We start from the raw sequence: 17653 nt of genomic DNA, 5'->3' as shown, positions 1-17653 counted from the left end.
CCGACCGGGCGCCCCTCGTCCGTTTCCGGGCCGGTCAGCTCTTCGAGCAGCTCGGCAGGTTCGCCGTGTCGCCCTTGCGGAGCTTCTCCAGCGACTTCGTGGCGTCGTCGATGGTGTCGACCTTGATCAGGGTCAGACCGTCGGGCGTGTCGGAGGCGGCGGACTTGCAGTTGTCGGCGGGGGTGAGGAAGTACTCCGCGCCCGCCTTGCGCGCGCCGACGAGCTTCATGTCGATGCCGCCGATCGGGCCGACCTTCCCCTCGTCGTCGATCGTGCCCGTGCCGGCGATGAACTTGCCGTCGGTGAGGCTCTCCGGGGTGAGCTTGTCGACGATGCCGAGGGCGAACATCAGACCGGCGCTGGGGCCGCCGACGTCGGCGAGGTTGATGTCGATGGTGAACGGGAAGACGTGGTCGGTCCCGGCCTGGATGCCGACGATGGCCCGGTCGCCCTCCTCGGAGGTCGCGGTCTTGATGACCACCTTCCGGGTGACGGTCGGCTCCTTGCCGGCCTTCTCGGCCTGCGCCGCCTCCTTGGCGGGGACGATCGTGAAGACGACGTCCTGGCCCGGCTTGCGCTTCGTGACCTGCTTCGCGACATCGCCCGGCTCGGTGACGGCCACGCCGTCCACGGCCCTGATGACGTCACCGGCGTGCAGCCTGCCCTCCGCCGGAGAGCCCTTGACGACGGTGGCGACGACGACGCGGCTGGTCACCGGGATGCCCAGCTCCCCGAGGGCGGCCACCTTGGCGCTCTCCTGGGACTGGCTGAACTCCTCGGCGTTCTCCTGGCTCGACTGCTCCTCGGTCTTGCCGTCCGGGTAGAGCGTGTCGTGCGGCACCACCACGTTGTCGTGGGCGAGCCAGCCGTAGACCGCCTCGACGGCGTTCATCTTGTAGTCCGCGCTGGTGACGCGGACCGTCGTCATGTTGAGGTGCCCGTCGGTCGGGTAGGTCTTGCGTCCGGAGATCGAGAGGACGGGCTCTCCCCTGGCCTCTCCCAGGGTGTTCACCGTGGGGCCGGGACTCATCTCCGCGTACGGCACCGGGATCAGGACGCCTGCGATGAGCAGACAGATCAACACCAGGGTGGAGGCGAGCATCGTCGCGGTGCGGCGTGGCATGGAACGACAGTACGGGACTCGCCTGTGGGTGCACCCCTGGGGCGGGCCGTACGGGGCGGCCGGCGGGGCCGCGTCAGCTGGACGCCGACGTGGAGACGGGAGTCACCGTCGTGGCCGGCTCGCGCTCCTGGACGACGGGGGCGTCCGTCGTGGTGTGGGACCGCTCCATCGCGTCCCGGAAACGGGCGTAGCCGGCGAGCTCGGCCACGTCACCTATCGTCCTGTTCCTCGAAGCCCAGCTTCCCCATATCGCCGCGCCGACGACTGCGAAAAGCGGAATCAGCAACCAGGCCAGCGCTGCCATCCCGACCTCCCATCCCCAGTGAGTTGATCAGCAGACTATTCATCTGTGGCATCAACGCTCGCGCCTGGGGGCCGGTTACGCAAATCGGGCGTTCGGCTACGCGCTGTCGGCGCGCCGCCTTGCGGGCCCGGGGCCCGCAAGGCAAGGCCTCAGCAGGCCCCGACCCACTCCTCCGTGCCGTCCGAGAAGGTCTGGTGCTTCCAGATCGGGACCTCGTGCTTGAGGTCGTCGATCAGCTTGCGGCAGGCCTCGAAGGCCTCGCCGCGGTGGGGGCAGGAGACGGCGACGACGACCGCGATGTCACCGATCCGGAGGTCGCCGACGCGGTGGACGGCGGCCAGCGCGCGGACCGGATAGTTCGCGACGACCTTCTCCGCGACGCGGCGCAGCTCCGCCTCCGCGGAGGGGTGGCAGGAGTAGCCGAGCCCGTCGACGTCCGCGCCTCCGTCGTGGTTGCGGACGGTGCCCACGAAGAGCGTCGTGCCGCCGGAGGCGTCGTCGCCGACGGCCCGGAAGACCTCGTCCACGGAGAGCGGGGTCTCCCGGATCGCGAGGAGCTTGATCGGGTCGGCGGCGGCCTGCTCGCCGGGGTGGTCGTGGGTGGGTGCCATGCGCCCATGGTGCCGCACGCCCCCGACATCCCGGAATAGCGGTTTCGACCGGTCGTCGGAACCCTCCGTAGGAGGGTTCTACAGGCCGGGCGTCGGACCCGCTCCCGGCGCGGGCCCGACGCCCGGCCCTGGCCCGCTCCCGGCGCGGGTCAGATGCCGCGCCGCTTCCGCATCTGCCGGACGAGGGCGGCCGTACCGAGCAGCGCCACCGTCGCACCGGCCGCGCCCGCCGCCGTCGCGTCCTTGCGGCCCAGTCGGCGGCCGGCGACCGTGTGGCGGCCCTCGACCTCCTCCAGGAGCGCGGTGAGGACCTCCTCGTTCGTCCACTTCGGCCGCCAGCCGGCGTCGTGGAGCCGTCCGACGCTCACCACCCAGGGATGCATGGTGTACGCGAGGTCGCCGGCCGGGGACGGGGTGAGCCCGATCCGGTGGAGGCGGGCCGCAGCGCCGAGGGCGACGGCCGAGGGGAGCTCCATGCGCCGGATCCCGGAGAGCTCCTCGACCTCCTCCTGTTCCAGCCAGCCCTCGCAGCCGACCGCGAACTCGCCGTCGACCTTCTCCAGGGCCGCGTACTCCAGGGCGCTCACCAGGTCGTCGACGTGGCAGAACTGCCAGGTGGGCCGGGAGCCGGCGACGACGAGCAGCCGGGGCGACTCGAAGTAGCGGGTCAGCGCCGTGTCCGTACCGCCGACGAGGACGGCCGGGCGGACGACGGTGACGTTGAGGCCGGGGTGCGCGCGCGGGGCGCGGCGGCCGAGGCGCTCGATCTCCAGCATGTCGCCGACGCCGGTGGCCTCCGCCGTCGCCTTGAGCTCGGCGTCCTCGGAGAGCGGGATGTCGTTGTCGGGCAGGGCGCCGTAGACCATCGCGGAGGTGCAGAGCACCACGCGGTGCACGCCGGCGGCCGCGGCGGCGGTCAGGACGGTCTGCGTGCCGCGCACGTTGTAGGCCGTTCGGGCGGCGGGGTCGGTCTCCAGGTCGAGATCGACGGCGAGGTGGACGACGACGTCCGCGCCGCGGAGCTTCTCCGCGATGGCCGGATCGCGCACGTCGAGGATGTGCCACTTCGCCTCGGCGACCTCGCCGCGGCGCTCGTCGATCGCGACGACCTGCTTGATCTCGTCGGAGGCGGCAAGGCGCCTGGTCAGCAGCTCACCCACGCCGGAAGCGGCGCCGGTGACCGCGACGACGGGGCCGCGCGCGGCGGACCGGGTTGAGGGGTTTCGCGCTCCGCGAACCTGAGGATCTGGGGAACTCACCGGGCGTCTCCAGCGGTTGTCTTCAGTACGTACACGCATGACGCGTACGGACCAGGTGGCGTCCATCCTGCCGCAGGGCACGGCCCGGCGGAGCACCGAGCCCATTTCCGGCCCGGATGTCTACGCTGGTGGTGTGCGGGGCCTGTCTTGGACAGGCCCTGGTCGGGCAGTCGCCGTCGGCAGGAGGCCGGCGGCCCTACGAGCCGAGGAAACCTGTGAGTGACACCCCATTCGGATTCGGCCTTCCGCCGGAGGAGCCGGAGAACGGCGACGAGGGCAAGAAGAAGGACCCCGCCGGAGGTGGCCAGGGCTCCGGCGGCCAGGGCGGCAACCCGTTCGGGGCGAACCCGTTCGGCTTCGGCGGGCTGCCCGGCATGGGCGGGCCCGGCGGCGCGGACAATCCGTTCGCGGCGATGTTCGGCTCCCTGAACCCCAACGATCTGGGTGCGGCCTTCCAGCAGCTCGGTCAGATGCTGAGCTACGAGGGCGGTCCCGTGAACTGGGACATGGCCAAGCAGATCGCCCGCCAGGTGGTGGCCCAGGGGACCGCCGACGGCACCAAGGACGCCAGCGTGGGCCCCGCGGAGAAGTCCGCGGTCGAGGAGGCCGTGCGCCTGGCCGACCTGTGGCTGGACGGCGTGACCTCGCTGCCCTCGGGAGCGAGCACGGCGGTGGCGTGGAGCCGCGCGGAGTGGGTCGAGGCGACGCTCCCGGCGTGGCAGCAGCTCGTGGACCCGGTCGCCGAGCGCGTCGGCGCGGCGATGGGCGACGTCCTGCCGGAGGAGATGCAGGCCATGGCCGGCCCGCTGATCGGCATGATGCGCTCCATGGGCGGCGCCATGTTCGGCCAGCAGATCGGGCAGGCCGTGGGCGCGCTCGCCGGTGAGGTCGTCGGCTCGACGGACGTCGGTCTGCCGCTCGGCCCGGCCGGGCGCGCGGCGCTGCTCCCGCTGAACGTCGAGGCCTTCGGCAAGGACCTGGGCGTGCCCTCGGACGAGGTGCGGCTCTACCTGGCCCTGCGCGAGGCCGCCCACCAGCGGCTCTTCGCGCACGTGCCGTGGCTGCGGGCGCATCTGTTCGGCGCGGTCGAGGGGTACGCGCGCGGGATCAAGGTCGACACCTCGAAGCTGGAGGAGGCGGTCGGCCAGCTCGACCCGACGCACCCGGAGCAGCTGCAGGAGGCCCTCCAGCAGGGCATGTTCCAGCCGGAGGACACCCCGGAGCAGAAGGCGGCCCTGGCCCGTCTGGAGACGGCGCTCGCGCTGGTCGAGGGCTGGGTGGACGCGGTGGTCCACGAGGCCGCCAAGTCCCGGCTGACCTCGGCGGACGCGCTGCGCGAGACGCTGCGCCGGCGCCGGGCCTCGGGCGGTCCGGCCGAGCAGACCTTCGCGACGCTGATCGGTCTCGAACTGCGTCCGCGGCGACTGCGGGACGCGGCGCGCCTGTGGGCCTCGCTGACGGACGCGCGCGGGGTCGACGGCCGGGACGGTCTGTGGGAGCACCCGGACATGCTGCCGACGGCGACCGACCTGGACGACCCGGACGGCTTCGTCCACCGTGAGCACCTCGACTTCTCGGAGCTCGACAAGATGCTCGGCGAGGCGGCGAAGGGCGACCCGGGGAAGGGCGAGGCCGGGAAGGGCGACGCGGAGGACGGGGACGACAAGGCGTGAGTCTGCACGATGACGCGGTCCTCGTACTGAAGGCGTACGAGGACCAGCCGGAGCTGCGTGACCTCTATCTGGATCACCTGGCCGCCCACCCGGACGGCATGTACAAGCCGTGCGGAGCGGGCCACCTCACGGGCAGCGCGCTGGTGATCGACCCCTCGCGGGGTCAGGTGCTGCTGACGCTGCACAAGAAGCTGGGCATGTGGCTGCAGATGGGCGGTCACTGCGAGGCGGGTGACGGGACGCTGGAGGCGGCCGCGCTGCGCGAGGCGACGGAGGAGTCGGGGATCGCGGGCCTGAGCCTGCTGCCGGGCGGTCCGGTGCGGCTCGACCGGCATCCGATTCCGGCGCCGTGCCACTGGCACCTGGACGTGCAGTACGCGGCGCTCGCTCCGGCGGGGGCCGCGGCGGAGATCAGCGAGGAGTCGCTGGACCTGCGCTGGTTCGCTTACGAGGAGGTGGCCGGCGTGGCGGACACGTCGGTGGTGCGACTGCTCGACAGCACGCTCGCCCGTCTGTGACGGGACACGGGTAAGGGGCGGTCGCCGTGGCGACCGCCCCTTACCCGCATGCCGGGCTCAGTTCCAGGCGTTGTTCTGGTTCTGCGCGTGGGCACCCTGCTGGCCGGCGCCGAACTGGGCGGCGATGCCCTGGCCGATGGCCACGTGCTGCGGGGGCATGACCTCGCTGGGCTGGACGAGCGCGAAGCCCTGGCCGAGGAAGCTGAGCTCCCAGCCCTCGCCCGTGTCGCCGCGGCGGCGGCGGACGCTGGAGTTGTGCGTCTGCGCCTGCATCTGGACGCGCAGCCCGGTGGACCAGGCGACGATCGCGTCCGCGTCGACGCTGACGTACTTCTCGGGCGTGACCTGCATCATCAGCGGCTGGCCCGAGGTCATGAGGGCGACCTTGCCGCGGCCGGAGATGTTGAGCTGGTACTTGCCGGAGCCGGAGATGCCGTACTGGCTGTCGACGGCGATGACCTCGGTGTGGAGGGTCGAGTCCAGCGCCAGGACGTAGGAGCTGTCGACGGTCAGGCCGTCGTGGTCGACCTCCACGACGTGGACGTTCTGCGCGAGGTTGGCGAAGTAGACCGTGCCCTGGCCGGAGCAGCGCATCAGGTCGAGGCCCTCGCCCGTGCGGGCGCGGGCCCGGCGCTGGTTCGGGGTCTGGTACTCGCCGTCGAAGTCGACGAGCCCCTGGTACGCGACCATGGCGCCCTTGCGGGCCAGGATGTCGTCCTGCCCGGTCAGGCTGACCCGCAGGAGCTGCGGGTTCTGGATGACGTACCGCTCCTGGCTCTGCTGTTCGGCGTGGTTGAAAAGCGGGCTCTGCATGGTGTGTTCTCGCTCCCCCTCAGCCCCGGGCCCGCAGGCGGTCGGTGCTGTCCTCGCTCGGCTGTACGACGACGATGCCCTGGCCCGAGAAGGCCATCTGGTAGGCCTCGCCGCTGCCCCGCCCGATGAGGGAGGAGGCCTTGAAGCTGCGCTTGCCCTTGACCTTGAGCGCCGGCGACCAGGCGACGAGCGCGTCGGGGTCGACGTAGGTCTCGTCCTCGCCGCGACCGCAGTCGACGACGATCGGCGTGCCGCGCGAGGTGAGCGCGACCCAGCCCGTACCGGCGATCTCCACGTTGAACAGGCCCTGGCCGGCGAACTTGGCGAGTCCCTTGACCCGCTCGACGCCCCACTGGAGGTGGGCGTCGAAGGCGAGCAGGTTGGTGCCGTTGACCGACAGGGAGTCGTTCTGGAGGTTGATCACGACGACGTCGGCGCCGTAGTCGGCGAGGTAGAGCAGTCCGTCGCCGGAGCACTTCATGATCGGCGCGCCCTCGCCCGTGGCCCAGTCCCTGGCGACCTGGCGGACGGCGGGCGGGTTGGGCTCGTAGGTGATGAAGCCTTCGTAGGCGACCATCGAGCCGGTCCGGGCGTACAGGTCCTGGCCGGAGGCCATGGCGACCTTCAGCATGGCGCGGCCGTGGTTCTCCATCCGGGCCGCGACGGGGGTCGGGGCGTAGCCCGCGAGTTGCTGGTTCATGACTTCGGGCTCCCTCAGACCTCGTAGGGCTGGACGACGATGAAGTTGCCGGGGGCGCCCCGGAACTGGAGGTTCACGGTCTCTCCGCTGTGGCCCGGGTAGGCGTTGCGGCGGAGCCGCACCTGGCTGGAGAGGATGACCTGGGACGCGGACGACCAGGCGACGACGGCGTTGCAGTCGGCGAAGGTGGTCGGCGTGACGGGCAGGACCACGGGGATGCCGTGGGTCTTCACGACGACGGTGCCGGTGCCCTGGAACTGCATGGTGAACAGGGCGCCACCGGGGATGCCGTGGCCCTCGATGCGGCGGACCTCGTACTGGAGGGACTCGTCGAACGCGAGGACGTTCTCCGCGGAGACGCAGATGCCGTCGCCCTGGAGCTCGATCGGGTGCAGATGGGCGCCTTCCTCGGCGAGGAAGACCTGGCCGCGGCCGCTGCACCGCATCAGCTGCATCTCCTGGCCCGTGGCGTTGCCGACGATGCGGCCGGCGAAGCCCGCGCCCTTGTGGGAGAAGTCGACCTTGCCCTGGTACATGACCATGGAGCCCTGCCGGGCGAGGACCGGCGCGCCGCCCATGGCGAGGTCGACCCGCATGAGCTGCTGGTTCTGCGGGGTCCACCGGGCGCCGGTGGCGGTCTCCTTGAACGGCGCGAGCGCGGCGGCGAGCCCCGCGCCGGTGGCCGGGACGCCCTGCGGGACGCCCGCGGGCTGCTGCCCGAACTGCGGCTGCTGCCCGTACGGGCCGGGGGGTGCCTGCCCGTAGGGCGGCTGCTGCGGCGGCTGGCCCTGGCCGGGGTACTGACCGGGGACCTGGCCGGGGTACTGACCCGGAGCCTGGCCCGGAGCCTGGCCCGGGACCTGGCCGTACGGGGACGGCTGCGGCGGCTGCGGCGGCTGCCCGTACGGGGCGGGGGCCGGCGCGGGCGGCGGGACCTGGGCCGGGGCCATGGGCGCCACCATCGTGGGCGCCGTGTGGACCGGCTGCACGGGGGCGACGGGCGCGGGCGGAGCCGGCGGGGCGCCGAACGCGGGAGCCGGGGCCGGCGGCTGGGGCGCCGCCGGTGCGGGTGCGCCGAAGGCCGGGGGCGCCGTCGCCTGCGGCGGCGGGGCGAAGCCGGGGGCCGGGGCCGGGGCCTGCGGCGCCGCGGGCTCCTCCTCGGCGACCTCGCCGCCGAAGTTCCGCAGGAGCGCCTCCAGGCCTCCGTCGAAGCCCTGGCCGACGGCGGCGAACCGCCAGACGTCCTTGAGGTAGAAGTCGCCGAGCATCACCGCGCGCTCGGTGGAGAACTCCGCGCCGGTGAAGGCGTACCGGGCGACCTCCTCGCCGCCCGCCACGATCCGCAGGTGGCCGGGGCCGACCTGGGACATCTGGCCGGCGCCGTCGATCGTCGCGGTGAACGAGAGCTTCTGGATGTTCGCGGGGATGCGGTCGAGGGTGATGCGGAAGGACTCGGTGTCACCGGACTGGGCACCGAGCAGCTGGATGGACTCCTCCGGCGACTTCGGCTGGTTGAAGAAGACGAAGTAGCGGTCGTCCGAGAGCCGCTCGTCCGCGTCGAGTCCGAAGCAGCTGATGTCGAAGCTGAGTCCGGGCGCCGCGATCTGCACACCTACGTACAGATCGGTTCCCGCCGTCAGATCACTGATCTTGGCCTTGTGGCCGCGTTGGAATTCCCTGGCCATGCGTAACGACCGTCCCCCATCCCGAATGGCGAATGCTCGCGCCAGGCTAACGGCTGCGTACGACATTGAGACAGGGCAGGTCGTTTTCGGTACGGAATCGGGAAACACCGGCGCAGCCGGTGTTTGCGGCGTCACTCCTCGCCAGCACCCGGGAGGTGCGGGAGCCGTGCGGCGGCGACCACGCCCTCCAGGTAGCCGCGGGCCCGCTCGGTGCGCGGATACGCCTCCAGGAGCCGCCAGAACCCGGGTCCGTGGCCCGGGACGAGGAGATGCGCCAGCTCGTGCAGGAGGACGTAGTCGACGACGTACTCGGGCATGCCCTGGAGCCGGTGGGAGAGGCGGATGCTGCCCTCGGAGGGGGTGCAGGAGCCCCAGCGGGTGTTCTGGTTCGTGACCCAGCGAACGGAGCCGGGGCGCGCCCGGCCGCCGTAGTACTGGTCGGAGAGGCGCAGCGCCCGCTCGGTGAGCTCGCGGTCGCCGAGGACGCTCCGGCTCTCCTGGGCGGCGAGCTTGTCCAGCATGACGGTGACCCAGCGCTGCTCCTCCGCCTCCGACATGCGGGCGGGGATGAGCACGATGGTCCGGTCGCCCTCGCGGTAGGCCGAGACGGTTCGGCTCCGCCGCGCGCTTCTGCGGACCTCGACCGCACTCGTCCCCGAGCCGCGGGGCGGCTTGCTGGTCACGCTGCGCTGTGGATCGGCGGGCACGGCCCCGACGTTACCCGCTGGCGGTGGGGGAAGTCCTCCCTCCGGAGGGGTTTCGAGAACGATCCGACCCCACCGCGCACCATTTGAATGACTAATCCCCCTGACCTGTGGACAACTTTCGGCGGCCGTCACGGCGGCGGGGCATTCTCGCTTCATGACGGACGACGGAAGAGCCGTTGTCGATCTTGAATGGGTCTTGGGTCATGAGGCTTGGATCGGGGCTTGGATCACGGGTCATGAGCGGGGGCGGGGGCGGGAAATGCATCCGATGGTGAAACCGGCGCTGCGACGCGCCTGGCGAAGTCTCCCGTGCGTCCAGTTCGGGATCACCCCCGCGCACGCGGTGGTGATGAGCCCGGTCGACACGGACACCGGGGCGCTCCTCACGCTGCTCGACGGCACGCGGGGGACCGAGTTGCTACGGGCGGAGGCGCGGGCGCTGGGTCTGCCGGACGGACGGCTGGAGGCGTTCCTCGGCCGGCTGGCGGCGGCCGGGCTCCTCGCCGACGCCTCGACCGGGCGGCCCGGGAAGGCGGTGCCGGGCGCCGGTGCGGCGGACACGGCGCTCGATCCGCTCCGCGCCGACCTGGCCTCGCTCTCCGTCGTCCACCGCGAGCCCGACCGGGCGCCGCGGACGCTGACCGCCCGACGGGCCCTGCGCGTCCAGGTCCGGGGGGCGGGGCGGGTGGGGGCGATGGTGGCGGCCCTGCTGTCCGCGGCGGGTGTGGGCACGGTCGAGGTACTGGACTCCGGCCGGGTCGAGCCGTGGGAGACCGCCCCGGGCGGGCTGCCGGCCGAGGCCGTCGGCGAGCGCCGGGCGACGGCGGCCCGGCGTCTGGTGAGCCGCTGGGCCCGGGGCCGTGCGGGAAGAGCCGGGGTGTCCGCACCGGGTGACGGGCGCGGCGCGGTGGGGCTGTCACTCGTCGTGGTGACACCGCGCGACGGTCTCGGCGCGTACGTCCCCGACCCGGTCCCGGCCGGGCCGTGGATCGCCACCGGCACACCTCACCTGTACGCGGGCGTGCTGGAGGCGACGGGGACGGTCGGGCCGCTCGTCCTGCCGGGCGGGACGGCCTGCGCCCGCTGCCTCCAGGAGGAGCTGACGGACCGGGAGCCCGTCCGCCCCCGGCTCCTCGCCCAGTGGCGCTCGGGCGCCCCGCATCCGCTGCCCGCCTGCGATCTGGCGCTGGCCACGGCCGTGGCCGGGCTCACCGCCGCGCACGCGCTCGCGTTCCTTGACGGGGACCTCCCGGCGAGCACGGGCGCCCGCTGGGAGGTGTCACTGCCGCTGTTGGAGTGGCGGACGGAGCGCCTGCGGCCGCACCCGGACTGCCCGTGCGGGGCGGCGCGCGGTGGAGAAGGGGAGCGCGCCTCGGCAGCCGCGAGCGCGCAGGACACAATGGCGGGGTAACGGCCCTACGCGGCACGGCAGTCTGGGAATTTGGAGGGGCGCATGTCTGATCTTCCCCGGAAGGCGGTCACCCGGACCGCCAAGTTGGCCGCGTTGCCGCTCGGCTTCGCCGGCCGGGCCACGTGGGGTCTGGGCAAACGGATCGGCGGCAGGTCCGCCGAGCTGGTCGCCCGCGAGCTCCAGCAGCGCACGGCCGAGCAGCTGTTCAAGGTCCTCGGCGAGCTGAAGGGAGGGGCCATGAAACTGGGTCAGGCGCTCTCCGTCTTCGAGTCGGCCCTCCCGGAGGAGGTCGCCGGACCGTACCGGGCGGCGCTGACGAAGCTTCAGGACGCGGCGCCGCCGATGCCGACGTCCACCGTCCACACGGTCCTCGGCGAGCGGCTCGGCGAGAACTGGCGCGAGCTGTTCCTGGAGTTCGAGGACAAGCCGGCGGCGGCCGCCTCGATCGGACAGGTGCACCGGGCGGTGTGGCACGACGGGCGCGAGGTCGCGGTGAAGGTGCAGTACCCGGGCGCCGGGGAGGCCCTGCTCTCGGACCTGACCCAGCTGAGCCGCTTCGCCCGGCTCCTCGGGCCGCTCGTCCCCGGGATGGACATCAAGCCGCTGATCACCGAGATGCGGGACCGGGTCTCCGAAGAGCTGGACTACGCCCTGGAGGCGACGTCCCAGCAGGAGCACGCGGAGGTGTTCGCGGACGATCCCGACGTGGTCGTACCGGCCGTGGTGCACCAGTCGGAACAGGTCCTCGTGACCGAGTGGATGGACGGCATCCCGCTCTCCGAGGTGATCGCGGACGGCACGGAGGCCCAGCGGGACCGGGCGGGGCAGCTGCTGGCCCGCTTCCTCTTCTCCGGGCCCGCGCGCACCGGCCTGCTGCACGCCGATCCGCACCCGGGGAACTTCCGGCTGCTGCCCGGCGCCGAGGGCGACGAGGATCCGGCGAGCTGGCGCCTCGGCGTCCTCGACTTCGGCACGGTGGACCGGCTCCCGGGCGGGCTGCCGGAGACGATCGGCGTCTGTCTGCGGATGACGCTGGCCGGTGAGGCCGAGACCGTCTACGAACTGCTCCGCTCGGAGGGGTTCGTCAAGGACTCCGTCGCCCTCGACCCGGAGGCGGTCCTCGCGTACCTGCTGCCGATCATCGAACCGGCCGAGGCGGAGACCTATCTCTTCACCCGCGGCTGGCTGCGGGCCCAGGCCGCCCGGATCGCCGATCCCCGCTCCCCCGCCCACCAGCTGGGCAAGCAGCTCAACCTGCCGCCCTCGTACCTGTTGATACACCGTGTGACGCTGAGCACCATCGGGGTGCTGTGTCAGCTCAACGCGACGGTACGGCTCCGGGACGAGCTGGAGGAGTGGCTGCCCGGCTTCGTCGCGCCGGACTCCGACTGAGTCCCGTTCCGGACTCCCCGCCCTGAGGGCCGGTCACCACCAGGCGGAGTCGAGCCGGCCCTCGATCGCGCGGATGTGGGCGCGGGCGCAGTCCTCGCAGAAGTACTCGCGCCGGCCGTTCTCCACCGAACACGTCCAGGTCAGCGGGAGGGTGTCGGTGGTCTTGCCGCAGCGCGCGCAGGCGAAGGGTGCCTCGGGGGTACGGGCGTCGTTCATCCTCGTGACGATAGCCCGGCGGGTCGCCGCGGCCCGGGCAACGCACCGCGGGGGCCGGTCCGTGAGGACCGGCCCCCGCGGGCGCGCCCCGGAGGGCGCGGGGTGGAGACCCCTTAGTTCATGACGGCCATGGCCAGTGCGCGACGGGCGCGCAGCGACACACGCTCGGCGCGGCGCTGCATGCGCCGGGCGGCGACCAGGCGCACGGCCTGACGTTCCGCCTCGGCCTCACGCTGCCGCTCGTGCATATGAGCACGAGCCAGGGCTTCTGGGATGAGTTGCATTTCGCGGATCCTGTTCTGACGCGCGGTGTGCGCGGCGGTGGTGGAGAAGTCGGGGGTCGCGGAGCCGATGGGCTCAATGACGGAAGAGGTCATCGGTGCCTGCTTCTGGGGATCGTTCGTGGAGGGGCGGTCGATGGTTCCGGTGGCGCTCATGCCGCGACCGGGTTCTTGCGCGGACGGCCACGGGGCCGCTTCCGGGCGACGACCACGCCCTGGACGAAGAGCTCGCCGCCCCAGACGCCCCAGGGCTCGCGGCGCTCCTGAGCACCGGCCAGGCAGGCCTCCATGAGCGGGCAGGTCCGGCAGAGGGACTTCGCGTACTCGACGTCGGCCGGGGACTCGGCGAAGAAGACCTCCGGGTCGTAGGCGCGACAGGGAACGGGGACGCCGAGGTTCTCGATGGCGTCGTCGAGCGCGGTGAGCGCGGTGAGGGGGGTGACGGGGGTCAAAGCGTGGTCCTCCGTGGAGCCGGGCAGCGAGATCGAGTCGGAAGGCGGTACGGACGGGGCGTGCGCTTCGAGTTGCACGGTGGTCTTTCCTCGTCTGGTCGTTCCGGCCTGTTGGCCGGGGTTTCGGCTGGTACCGGGTGTTTCTGCCCGAGGCCCCTTCGCTCCGTCATCCCCGGTCGGGGACAAACAGAAGGGCCGCGGATCCCGGGTGGGGTTCCGCGGCCCTGAAGGCGCCGGTCCGATCATGGATCAGACTGGATCACTCCAGGGTTCGAGCCCACGGAAGGCCCACATCATGTGGTGGTGCGTCGTCGTCTGCCGCTGCTGGATTCCGGCACCGGTCGCGGCAAAGGCATAGGCCGTGGCCTTGCCTGCTGCTACTGCTCCCAGCGCCTTGGTCGGTCGCTCATTGCGCTCGATGGCGGGCGTGCCGAGACCGGACAGACCGGTGACGGGCAGACCGCTGCCAAGGAACGCAGCGCCGGAGAGGCCGAGCGAGCAGGCGGAGACGATCGCGCGATCGGTCATTTTGGCGGTGCTGACGAAGCCGTTGGTGCTGGTCTCGATGTTGCTGATCACGGGGAATCGCCTCCTCTCGGCGTCTCGGAGGACTCGGGTGTGAGCCGGGCCCTCATATGTATTTGGACAAGTACAGCACGAAGACAGGGCTTCGAAGAAGCCGCCGTGTCCGTGGTTAAGAACCTATGGCGCTTGACGGGGCAGGCGCAAACTATTTTCGCCACGAGTTTTGCTCAGTGTTCGTCCTCGCCCGTCCCGCTGTCCCCACCTGCGCAGATGGCCAGGACATCGGCTCCGAAGCGGTCGAGCTTGCGGATGCCGACGCCGGCGATCGAGGAGAGCTCGCCGTCGGTGGTCGGGACGCGCTCGGCGATGGCCATGAGCGTCTTGTCGGTGAAGACGCAGTAGGCGGGCTGGGCCAGCTCCCGCGCCTGCTCGGAGCGCCAGTCGCGGAGCCGCTCGTAGAGCGCCTCGTCCATGTCCGAGGGACAGTCCTCGCAGCGCATGAGCTTCATCGCGCCCGCCTCGGTGAGCGTCGCTCCGCAGACCCGGCACAGGACGGGGCCGCGCGGCTTGCGCCGGCCGGCCGCGATGCCCCGCTCGATGCCTCCGGCACCGGCGGCGGCGACGGAGCCGAGGGAGCCGGAGCCGGGCCGCAGTCCCTTGAGGAAGCGGGTGGGGCGCCGGGAGGCGCGGCCGCCCGGGGCGCGGGACAGCGCCCAGGAGAGCGAGAGGTGGAGGCGGGCGCGGGTGACGCCGACGTACAGCAGGCGGCGCTCCTCCTCGACCTGTTCGTCGGTCTTGGCGTATGTGATGGGCATCATGCCCTCGGTGAGGCCGACCAGGAACACGGCGTCCCATTCGAGGCCCTTGGCCGCGTGCAGCGAGGCGAGGGTGACGCCCTGGACGGTCGGGGCGTGCTGGGCGGCGGCCCGCTCGTCGAGCTCGGCGACCAGGTCGGAGAGGGTGGCCCCCGACTTGGCGCGGGCGAAGTCCTCGGCGAGCCGGACGAGGGCGGCGAGCGACTCCCAGCGGTCGCGGACCGCGCCGGATCCCGAGGGCGGCTTGGTGGTCCAGCCCTTGGTGGAGAGGACGGCCCTGACCTGCGAGGGAAGGTCGTCGGCGTCGTCGAGGAGGGAGTCGTTGCCCCCGGCGCGGGCGGCGCCGCGCAGGGCGATGCCCGCCTCCCGTACCTCCTGGCGCTCGAAGAAGCGCTCCGCGCCGCGGAGCTGGTAGGGCACTCCGGCGTCGGCGAGGGCCTGCTCGTAGACCTCGGACTGGGCGTTGATCCGGTACAGGACGGCGATCTCGCCGGCCGGGACGCCGGCGGCGACGAGGTCCCGGATGCGGCGGGCGGTGCCCTCGGCCTCGGCCGGTTCGTCGGCGTACTCCGCGTAGGCCGGCTCGGGGCCCGGGTCGCGCTGGGAGATCAGCTCCAGGCGGTGCTCGGCGGCCCGGCCGCGGGCCTGGCTGAGCAGTCCGTTGGCCAGGTGGACGACCTGCGGGGTGGAGCGGTAGTCGCGGACGAGCTTGACCACCGTGGCGTTCGGATGGCGGTTGCGGAAGTTCAGCAGGTGGTCGGGGGTGGCGCCGGTGAACGAGTAGATGGTCTGGCTGGCGTCGCCGACGACGCAGAGGTTGTCCCGGTCGCCGAGCCACAGGTCGAGCAGACGCTGCTGGAGCGGGGAGACGTCCTGGTACTCGTCCACGACGAAGTGCTGGTACTGGCGGCGGATCTGCTCGGCGATGTCGTGCCGGTCCTGGAGGATGCCGACGGTGAGCAGCAGCACGTCCTCGAAGTCGATCACCGAGCGGTCGCGCTTGAGCTGCTCGTACAGCGCGTAGATCTGGCTGATCTCGGCCGGGTCGCGCGGGGCGTCCCGGACGGACTTGGCGACCGCGGCAGGGTAGTCGGCGGGGACCGTCTGGGTGACCTTGGCCCATTCGATCTCGCCCGTGACGTCGCGCAGCTCGTTGCGGTCGAGGCGGATGCGGCAGCGGGCCGCGGCGTCGGCGACGAGCTGGATCTTCCGCTCCAGGAGCCGGGGCATGTCGCCGCCGACGGCCTTCGGCCAGAAGAACTGGAGCTGGCGCAGGGCCGCGGAGTGGAACGTACGGGCCTGGACGCCGCCTGCCCCGAGCTCCCGGAGCCGGCCGCGCATCTCGCCCGCGGCGCGGTTGGTGAACGTGACGGCCAGCACGCTGGCGGGCTGGAGTATGCCCGCCCGCACCCCGTACGCGATCCGGTGGGTGATGGCGCGCGTCTTGCCCGTGCCGGCTCCCGCCAGCACGCACACCGGGCCGCTCAGGGCGAGCGCCACCTCGCGCTGCTCGGGGTCGAGCCCGTCGAGCACCGCGTCGGCCGTCTCCGGTACCTGCGGGAAGAGAGTGGAGTGCGTTGCTGCTGTCACCTGTCCATGCTGCCAGGTCCGGCGAGCTCGGTGTCGCGGCTCGTCCACAGGCGGGAGGCGCCGGTCATACGAATGCCGGGAATGGGACGGCCGGGGCGTACGTTCTCCTTCTCGGCACCCGTCAGCGAAGAAGAGGAGCGCAGGCCATGCAGGGCACTGTGACGATGTACAGCACCACGTGGTGCGGCTACTGCCGTCGGCTGAAGAGCCAGATGGACCGTGAGGGCATCGCGTACTCGGAGATCAACATCGAGCAGGACCCGGAGTCGGCCGCGTACGTCGAGAAGGCCAACGGCGGCAACCAGACGGTCCCGACCGTCCGCATTCTTCCCGCCGCCGGCGGCGACGAGGTCGTCATGACGAACCCGAGCCTCGCGCAGGTGAAGCAGGCGCTCGGCGTCTGACCCCGCCCGCACCAGCGGCGACGGACGAGCCGCGGCTCACGAGCCGCGGCTCACGAGCCGCGGCTCACGAGCCGCGGCTCACGGCCCGCTACGCACGGCCCGGCGACGCACGACCCCCGATCGGAGAGGCCTCCGGTCGGGGGTTCCGTGTTTCTCAGACCACGTCGCCCGGCTTCGGGAGCGGCTTGCCGTACCAGAGCTCGATCAGGCGGGAGGCGATCGAGATGCCGTACGGGGGGAGCACCTCGCCGGACTCGAAGCCGGCCGCGAGGTCCTCGCGGGAGAACCAGCGGGCCTCGTGGATCTCCTCGCCGTCCACGTTGATCTCCGAGGATGTGGCGCGGGCGAAGAAGCCCAGCATGAGGCTGGACGGGAACGGCCAGGGCTGGCTGGCGATGTACTCGACCTCGCCGACCGTGACGCCGGCCTCCTCGAAGACCTCGCGGGCCACCGACTGCTCGATGGACTCGCCGGGCTCGACGAAGCCCGCGAGGGTCGAGAAGCGGCCCTCCGGCCAGTGCACCTGGCGGCCCAGCAGGGCCCGGTCCTGGTCGTCCGTGACCAGCATGATGACCGCCGGGTCGGTACGCGGGTAGTGCTCGGCGCCGCAGGCCTGGCAGCGGCGGATGTGCCCGGCGGCGGCGATGACGGTGCGCTCGCCGCAGCGCGAGCAGAAGCGGTGGAGGCGCTGCCAGTTCTCCAGGGCGACGGCGTGCACCATGAGGCCCGCGTCCCGGGGCGAGAGCAGCAGGCCCGCCTCGCGCAGCCCCGCGGGCCGGGCGGACTGGTCCATGCGGCCGGGCAGGGAGTCCTTCTGGAGCGCGAAGTACGACACCCCGTCGGCGTCCGTGCCCAGGAAGTAGCGGTGGGTCTCGGTGACGGGGGCCTCGAACGCCGGGGTCATGACGAGCTCGGTGGTGCCGTCGGGCCGGTCGTCGATCAGCACCTGCCCCCCGGAGACCACGAAGACCCGGGTCGTGGGGTGGCTCCAGGCCGCCGCCAGCCACGCCTCGTCGAGGCGGTGGTGAGCAGCCCGGTCGAGGCCGCTCGGTGCGGTCAGCGAGATCGGGCGGTCCAGCCGGTCCGGCCTGACCTTCGCGGCGTGCTTCAAGTTGCTCACAGGTGCTTCCAACTCCCCCGGATCGGTGTGTGGGTTCAGCGCGCGGCGGCTAGG

Annotated in this window: 19 protein-coding genes; 5 read left to right on the top strand and 14 right to left on the bottom strand. The window is 72.2% G+C overall.

What is annotated here, in order from left to right:
• Window positions 1-34: 34 nt before the first annotated feature.
• From ACZ6K0_RS05940 to ACZ6K0_RS05925, 4 genes are all read right to left on the bottom strand, one after another.
• Window positions 35-1123, bottom strand: coding sequence for a YlbL family protein (locus ACZ6K0_RS05940; protein WP_376400393.1), 1089 nt, complete (start codon window positions 1121-1123; stop codon window positions 35-37).
• 73 nt (window positions 1124-1196) lie between these two features.
• On the bottom strand, window positions 1197-1331 hold the full coding sequence (locus ACZ6K0_RS05935; RefSeq protein WP_376400542.1) for a hypothetical protein: 135 nt from the start codon (window positions 1329-1331) through the stop codon (window positions 1197-1199).
• Between the two features lie 245 nt (window positions 1332-1576).
• Window positions 1577-2038 carry a molybdenum cofactor biosynthesis protein MoaE gene (locus tag ACZ6K0_RS05930; protein WP_376400396.1) on the bottom strand — a complete coding sequence of 154 codons (462 nt, stop codon included), beginning with the start codon at window positions 2036-2038 and terminating at the stop codon, window positions 1577-1579.
• A 149-nt stretch (window positions 2039-2187) separates the two neighbouring features.
• Window positions 2188-3297, bottom strand: coding sequence for an SDR family oxidoreductase (locus tag ACZ6K0_RS05925; RefSeq protein WP_376400399.1), 1110 nt, complete (start codon window positions 3295-3297; stop codon window positions 2188-2190).
• Window positions 3298-3512: 215 nt separating this feature from the next.
• Between ACZ6K0_RS05925 and ACZ6K0_RS05920 the strand changes: the two genes are divergently transcribed.
• The gene (locus ACZ6K0_RS05920) at window positions 3513-4970 is read left to right on the top strand and encodes a zinc-dependent metalloprotease (protein WP_376400401.1); all 1458 of its coding nucleotides are present in this window, start codon (window positions 3513-3515) and stop codon (window positions 4968-4970) included.
• Complete coding sequence (locus ACZ6K0_RS05915) at window positions 4967-5488, top strand: NUDIX hydrolase (RefSeq protein WP_376400404.1); 522 nt, start codon at window positions 4967-4969, stop codon at window positions 5486-5488. Before ACZ6K0_RS05920 ends, ACZ6K0_RS05915 begins: the two co-directional genes overlap by 4 nt.
• A gap of 57 nt (window positions 5489-5545) precedes the next feature.
• On the opposite strand, the gene ACZ6K0_RS05910 is transcribed toward ACZ6K0_RS05915, so the two are convergent.
• The 4 genes from ACZ6K0_RS05910 to ACZ6K0_RS05895 all read right to left on the bottom strand — a co-directional run bounded on the left by ACZ6K0_RS05910 (window position 5546) and on the right by ACZ6K0_RS05895 (window position 9393).
• Entirely contained in the window at window positions 5546-6301 is a 756-nt protein-coding gene (locus ACZ6K0_RS05910) for an AIM24 family protein (RefSeq protein ID WP_376400407.1), read from the bottom strand.
• 19 nt (window positions 6302-6320) lie between these two features.
• Window positions 6321-7001 (bottom strand): AIM24 family protein, encoded by a 681-nt coding sequence (locus ACZ6K0_RS05905; RefSeq protein ID WP_376400410.1) that lies wholly within the window; start codon window positions 6999-7001, stop codon window positions 6321-6323.
• A 14-nt stretch (window positions 7002-7015) separates the two neighbouring features.
• The gene (locus ACZ6K0_RS05900) at window positions 7016-8686 is read right to left on the bottom strand and encodes a TerD family protein (RefSeq protein WP_469227702.1); all 1671 of its coding nucleotides are present in this window, start codon (window positions 8684-8686) and stop codon (window positions 7016-7018) included.
• 131 nt (window positions 8687-8817) lie between these two features.
• Window positions 8818-9393 (bottom strand): M48 metallopeptidase family protein, encoded by a 576-nt coding sequence (locus ACZ6K0_RS05895; RefSeq protein ID WP_376400416.1) that lies wholly within the window; start codon window positions 9391-9393, stop codon window positions 8818-8820.
• A gap of 259 nt (window positions 9394-9652) precedes the next feature.
• Here ACZ6K0_RS05895 and ACZ6K0_RS05890 point away from each other — a divergent pair, with 259 nt between their 5' ends.
• On the top strand, window positions 9653-10804 hold the full coding sequence (locus ACZ6K0_RS05890; protein WP_469227704.1) for a TOMM precursor leader peptide-binding protein: 1152 nt from the start codon (window positions 9653-9655) through the stop codon (window positions 10802-10804).
• Window positions 10805-10846: 42 nt separating this feature from the next.
• Window positions 10847-12196, top strand: coding sequence for an ABC1 kinase family protein (locus tag ACZ6K0_RS05885; protein ID WP_376400421.1), 1350 nt, complete (start codon window positions 10847-10849; stop codon window positions 12194-12196).
• 33 nt (window positions 12197-12229) lie between these two features.
• Here the strand turns inward: ACZ6K0_RS05885 and ACZ6K0_RS05880 are convergent, their stop codons facing one another.
• The 5 genes from ACZ6K0_RS05880 to ACZ6K0_RS05860 all read right to left on the bottom strand — a co-directional run bounded on the left by ACZ6K0_RS05880 (window position 12230) and on the right by ACZ6K0_RS05860 (window position 16075).
• Entirely contained in the window at window positions 12230-12412 is a 183-nt protein-coding gene (locus ACZ6K0_RS05880; RefSeq protein WP_376400424.1) for a hypothetical protein, read from the bottom strand.
• Window positions 12413-12525: 113 nt separating this feature from the next.
• On the bottom strand, window positions 12526-12849 hold the full coding sequence (locus ACZ6K0_RS05875) for a hypothetical protein (RefSeq protein ID WP_376400426.1): 324 nt from the start codon (window positions 12847-12849) through the stop codon (window positions 12526-12528).
• Complete coding sequence (locus ACZ6K0_RS05870; RefSeq protein WP_376400429.1) at window positions 12846-13223, bottom strand: WhiB family transcriptional regulator; 378 nt, start codon at window positions 13221-13223, stop codon at window positions 12846-12848. The genes ACZ6K0_RS05875 and ACZ6K0_RS05870 overlap by 4 nt, the downstream gene beginning before the upstream one ends.
• 171 nt (window positions 13224-13394) lie before the next feature.
• Window positions 13395-13721 (bottom strand): hypothetical protein, encoded by a 327-nt coding sequence (locus ACZ6K0_RS05865; protein ID WP_469228017.1) that lies wholly within the window; start codon window positions 13719-13721, stop codon window positions 13395-13397.
• A gap of 176 nt (window positions 13722-13897) precedes the next feature.
• Entirely contained in the window at window positions 13898-16075 is a 2178-nt protein-coding gene (locus ACZ6K0_RS05860) for an ATP-dependent DNA helicase UvrD2 (RefSeq protein ID WP_469227707.1), read from the bottom strand.
• A gap of 146 nt (window positions 16076-16221) precedes the next feature.
• On the opposite strand from ACZ6K0_RS05860, the gene ACZ6K0_RS05855 reads away from it, so the two are divergent.
• The gene (locus tag ACZ6K0_RS05855; RefSeq protein ID WP_024758721.1) at window positions 16222-16479 is read left to right on the top strand and encodes a mycoredoxin; all 258 of its coding nucleotides are present in this window, start codon (window positions 16222-16224) and stop codon (window positions 16477-16479) included.
• Between the two features lie 154 nt (window positions 16480-16633).
• Here ACZ6K0_RS05855 and nudC read toward each other — a convergent pair whose 3' ends face one another.
• Window positions 16634-17599: an NAD(+) diphosphatase gene (gene nudC, locus ACZ6K0_RS05850; RefSeq protein ID WP_376400435.1), complete on the bottom strand. Its 966-nt coding sequence runs from the start codon at window positions 17597-17599 to the stop codon at window positions 16634-16636.
• Between the last annotated feature and the right edge of the window lie 54 nt (window positions 17600-17653).

Source organism: Streptomyces sp. NPDC042346 (assembly GCF_055581845.1).
The sequence above is the reverse complement of the archived record's forward strand: the minus strand, read 5'-3'. Positions and strand labels throughout refer to the sequence as shown.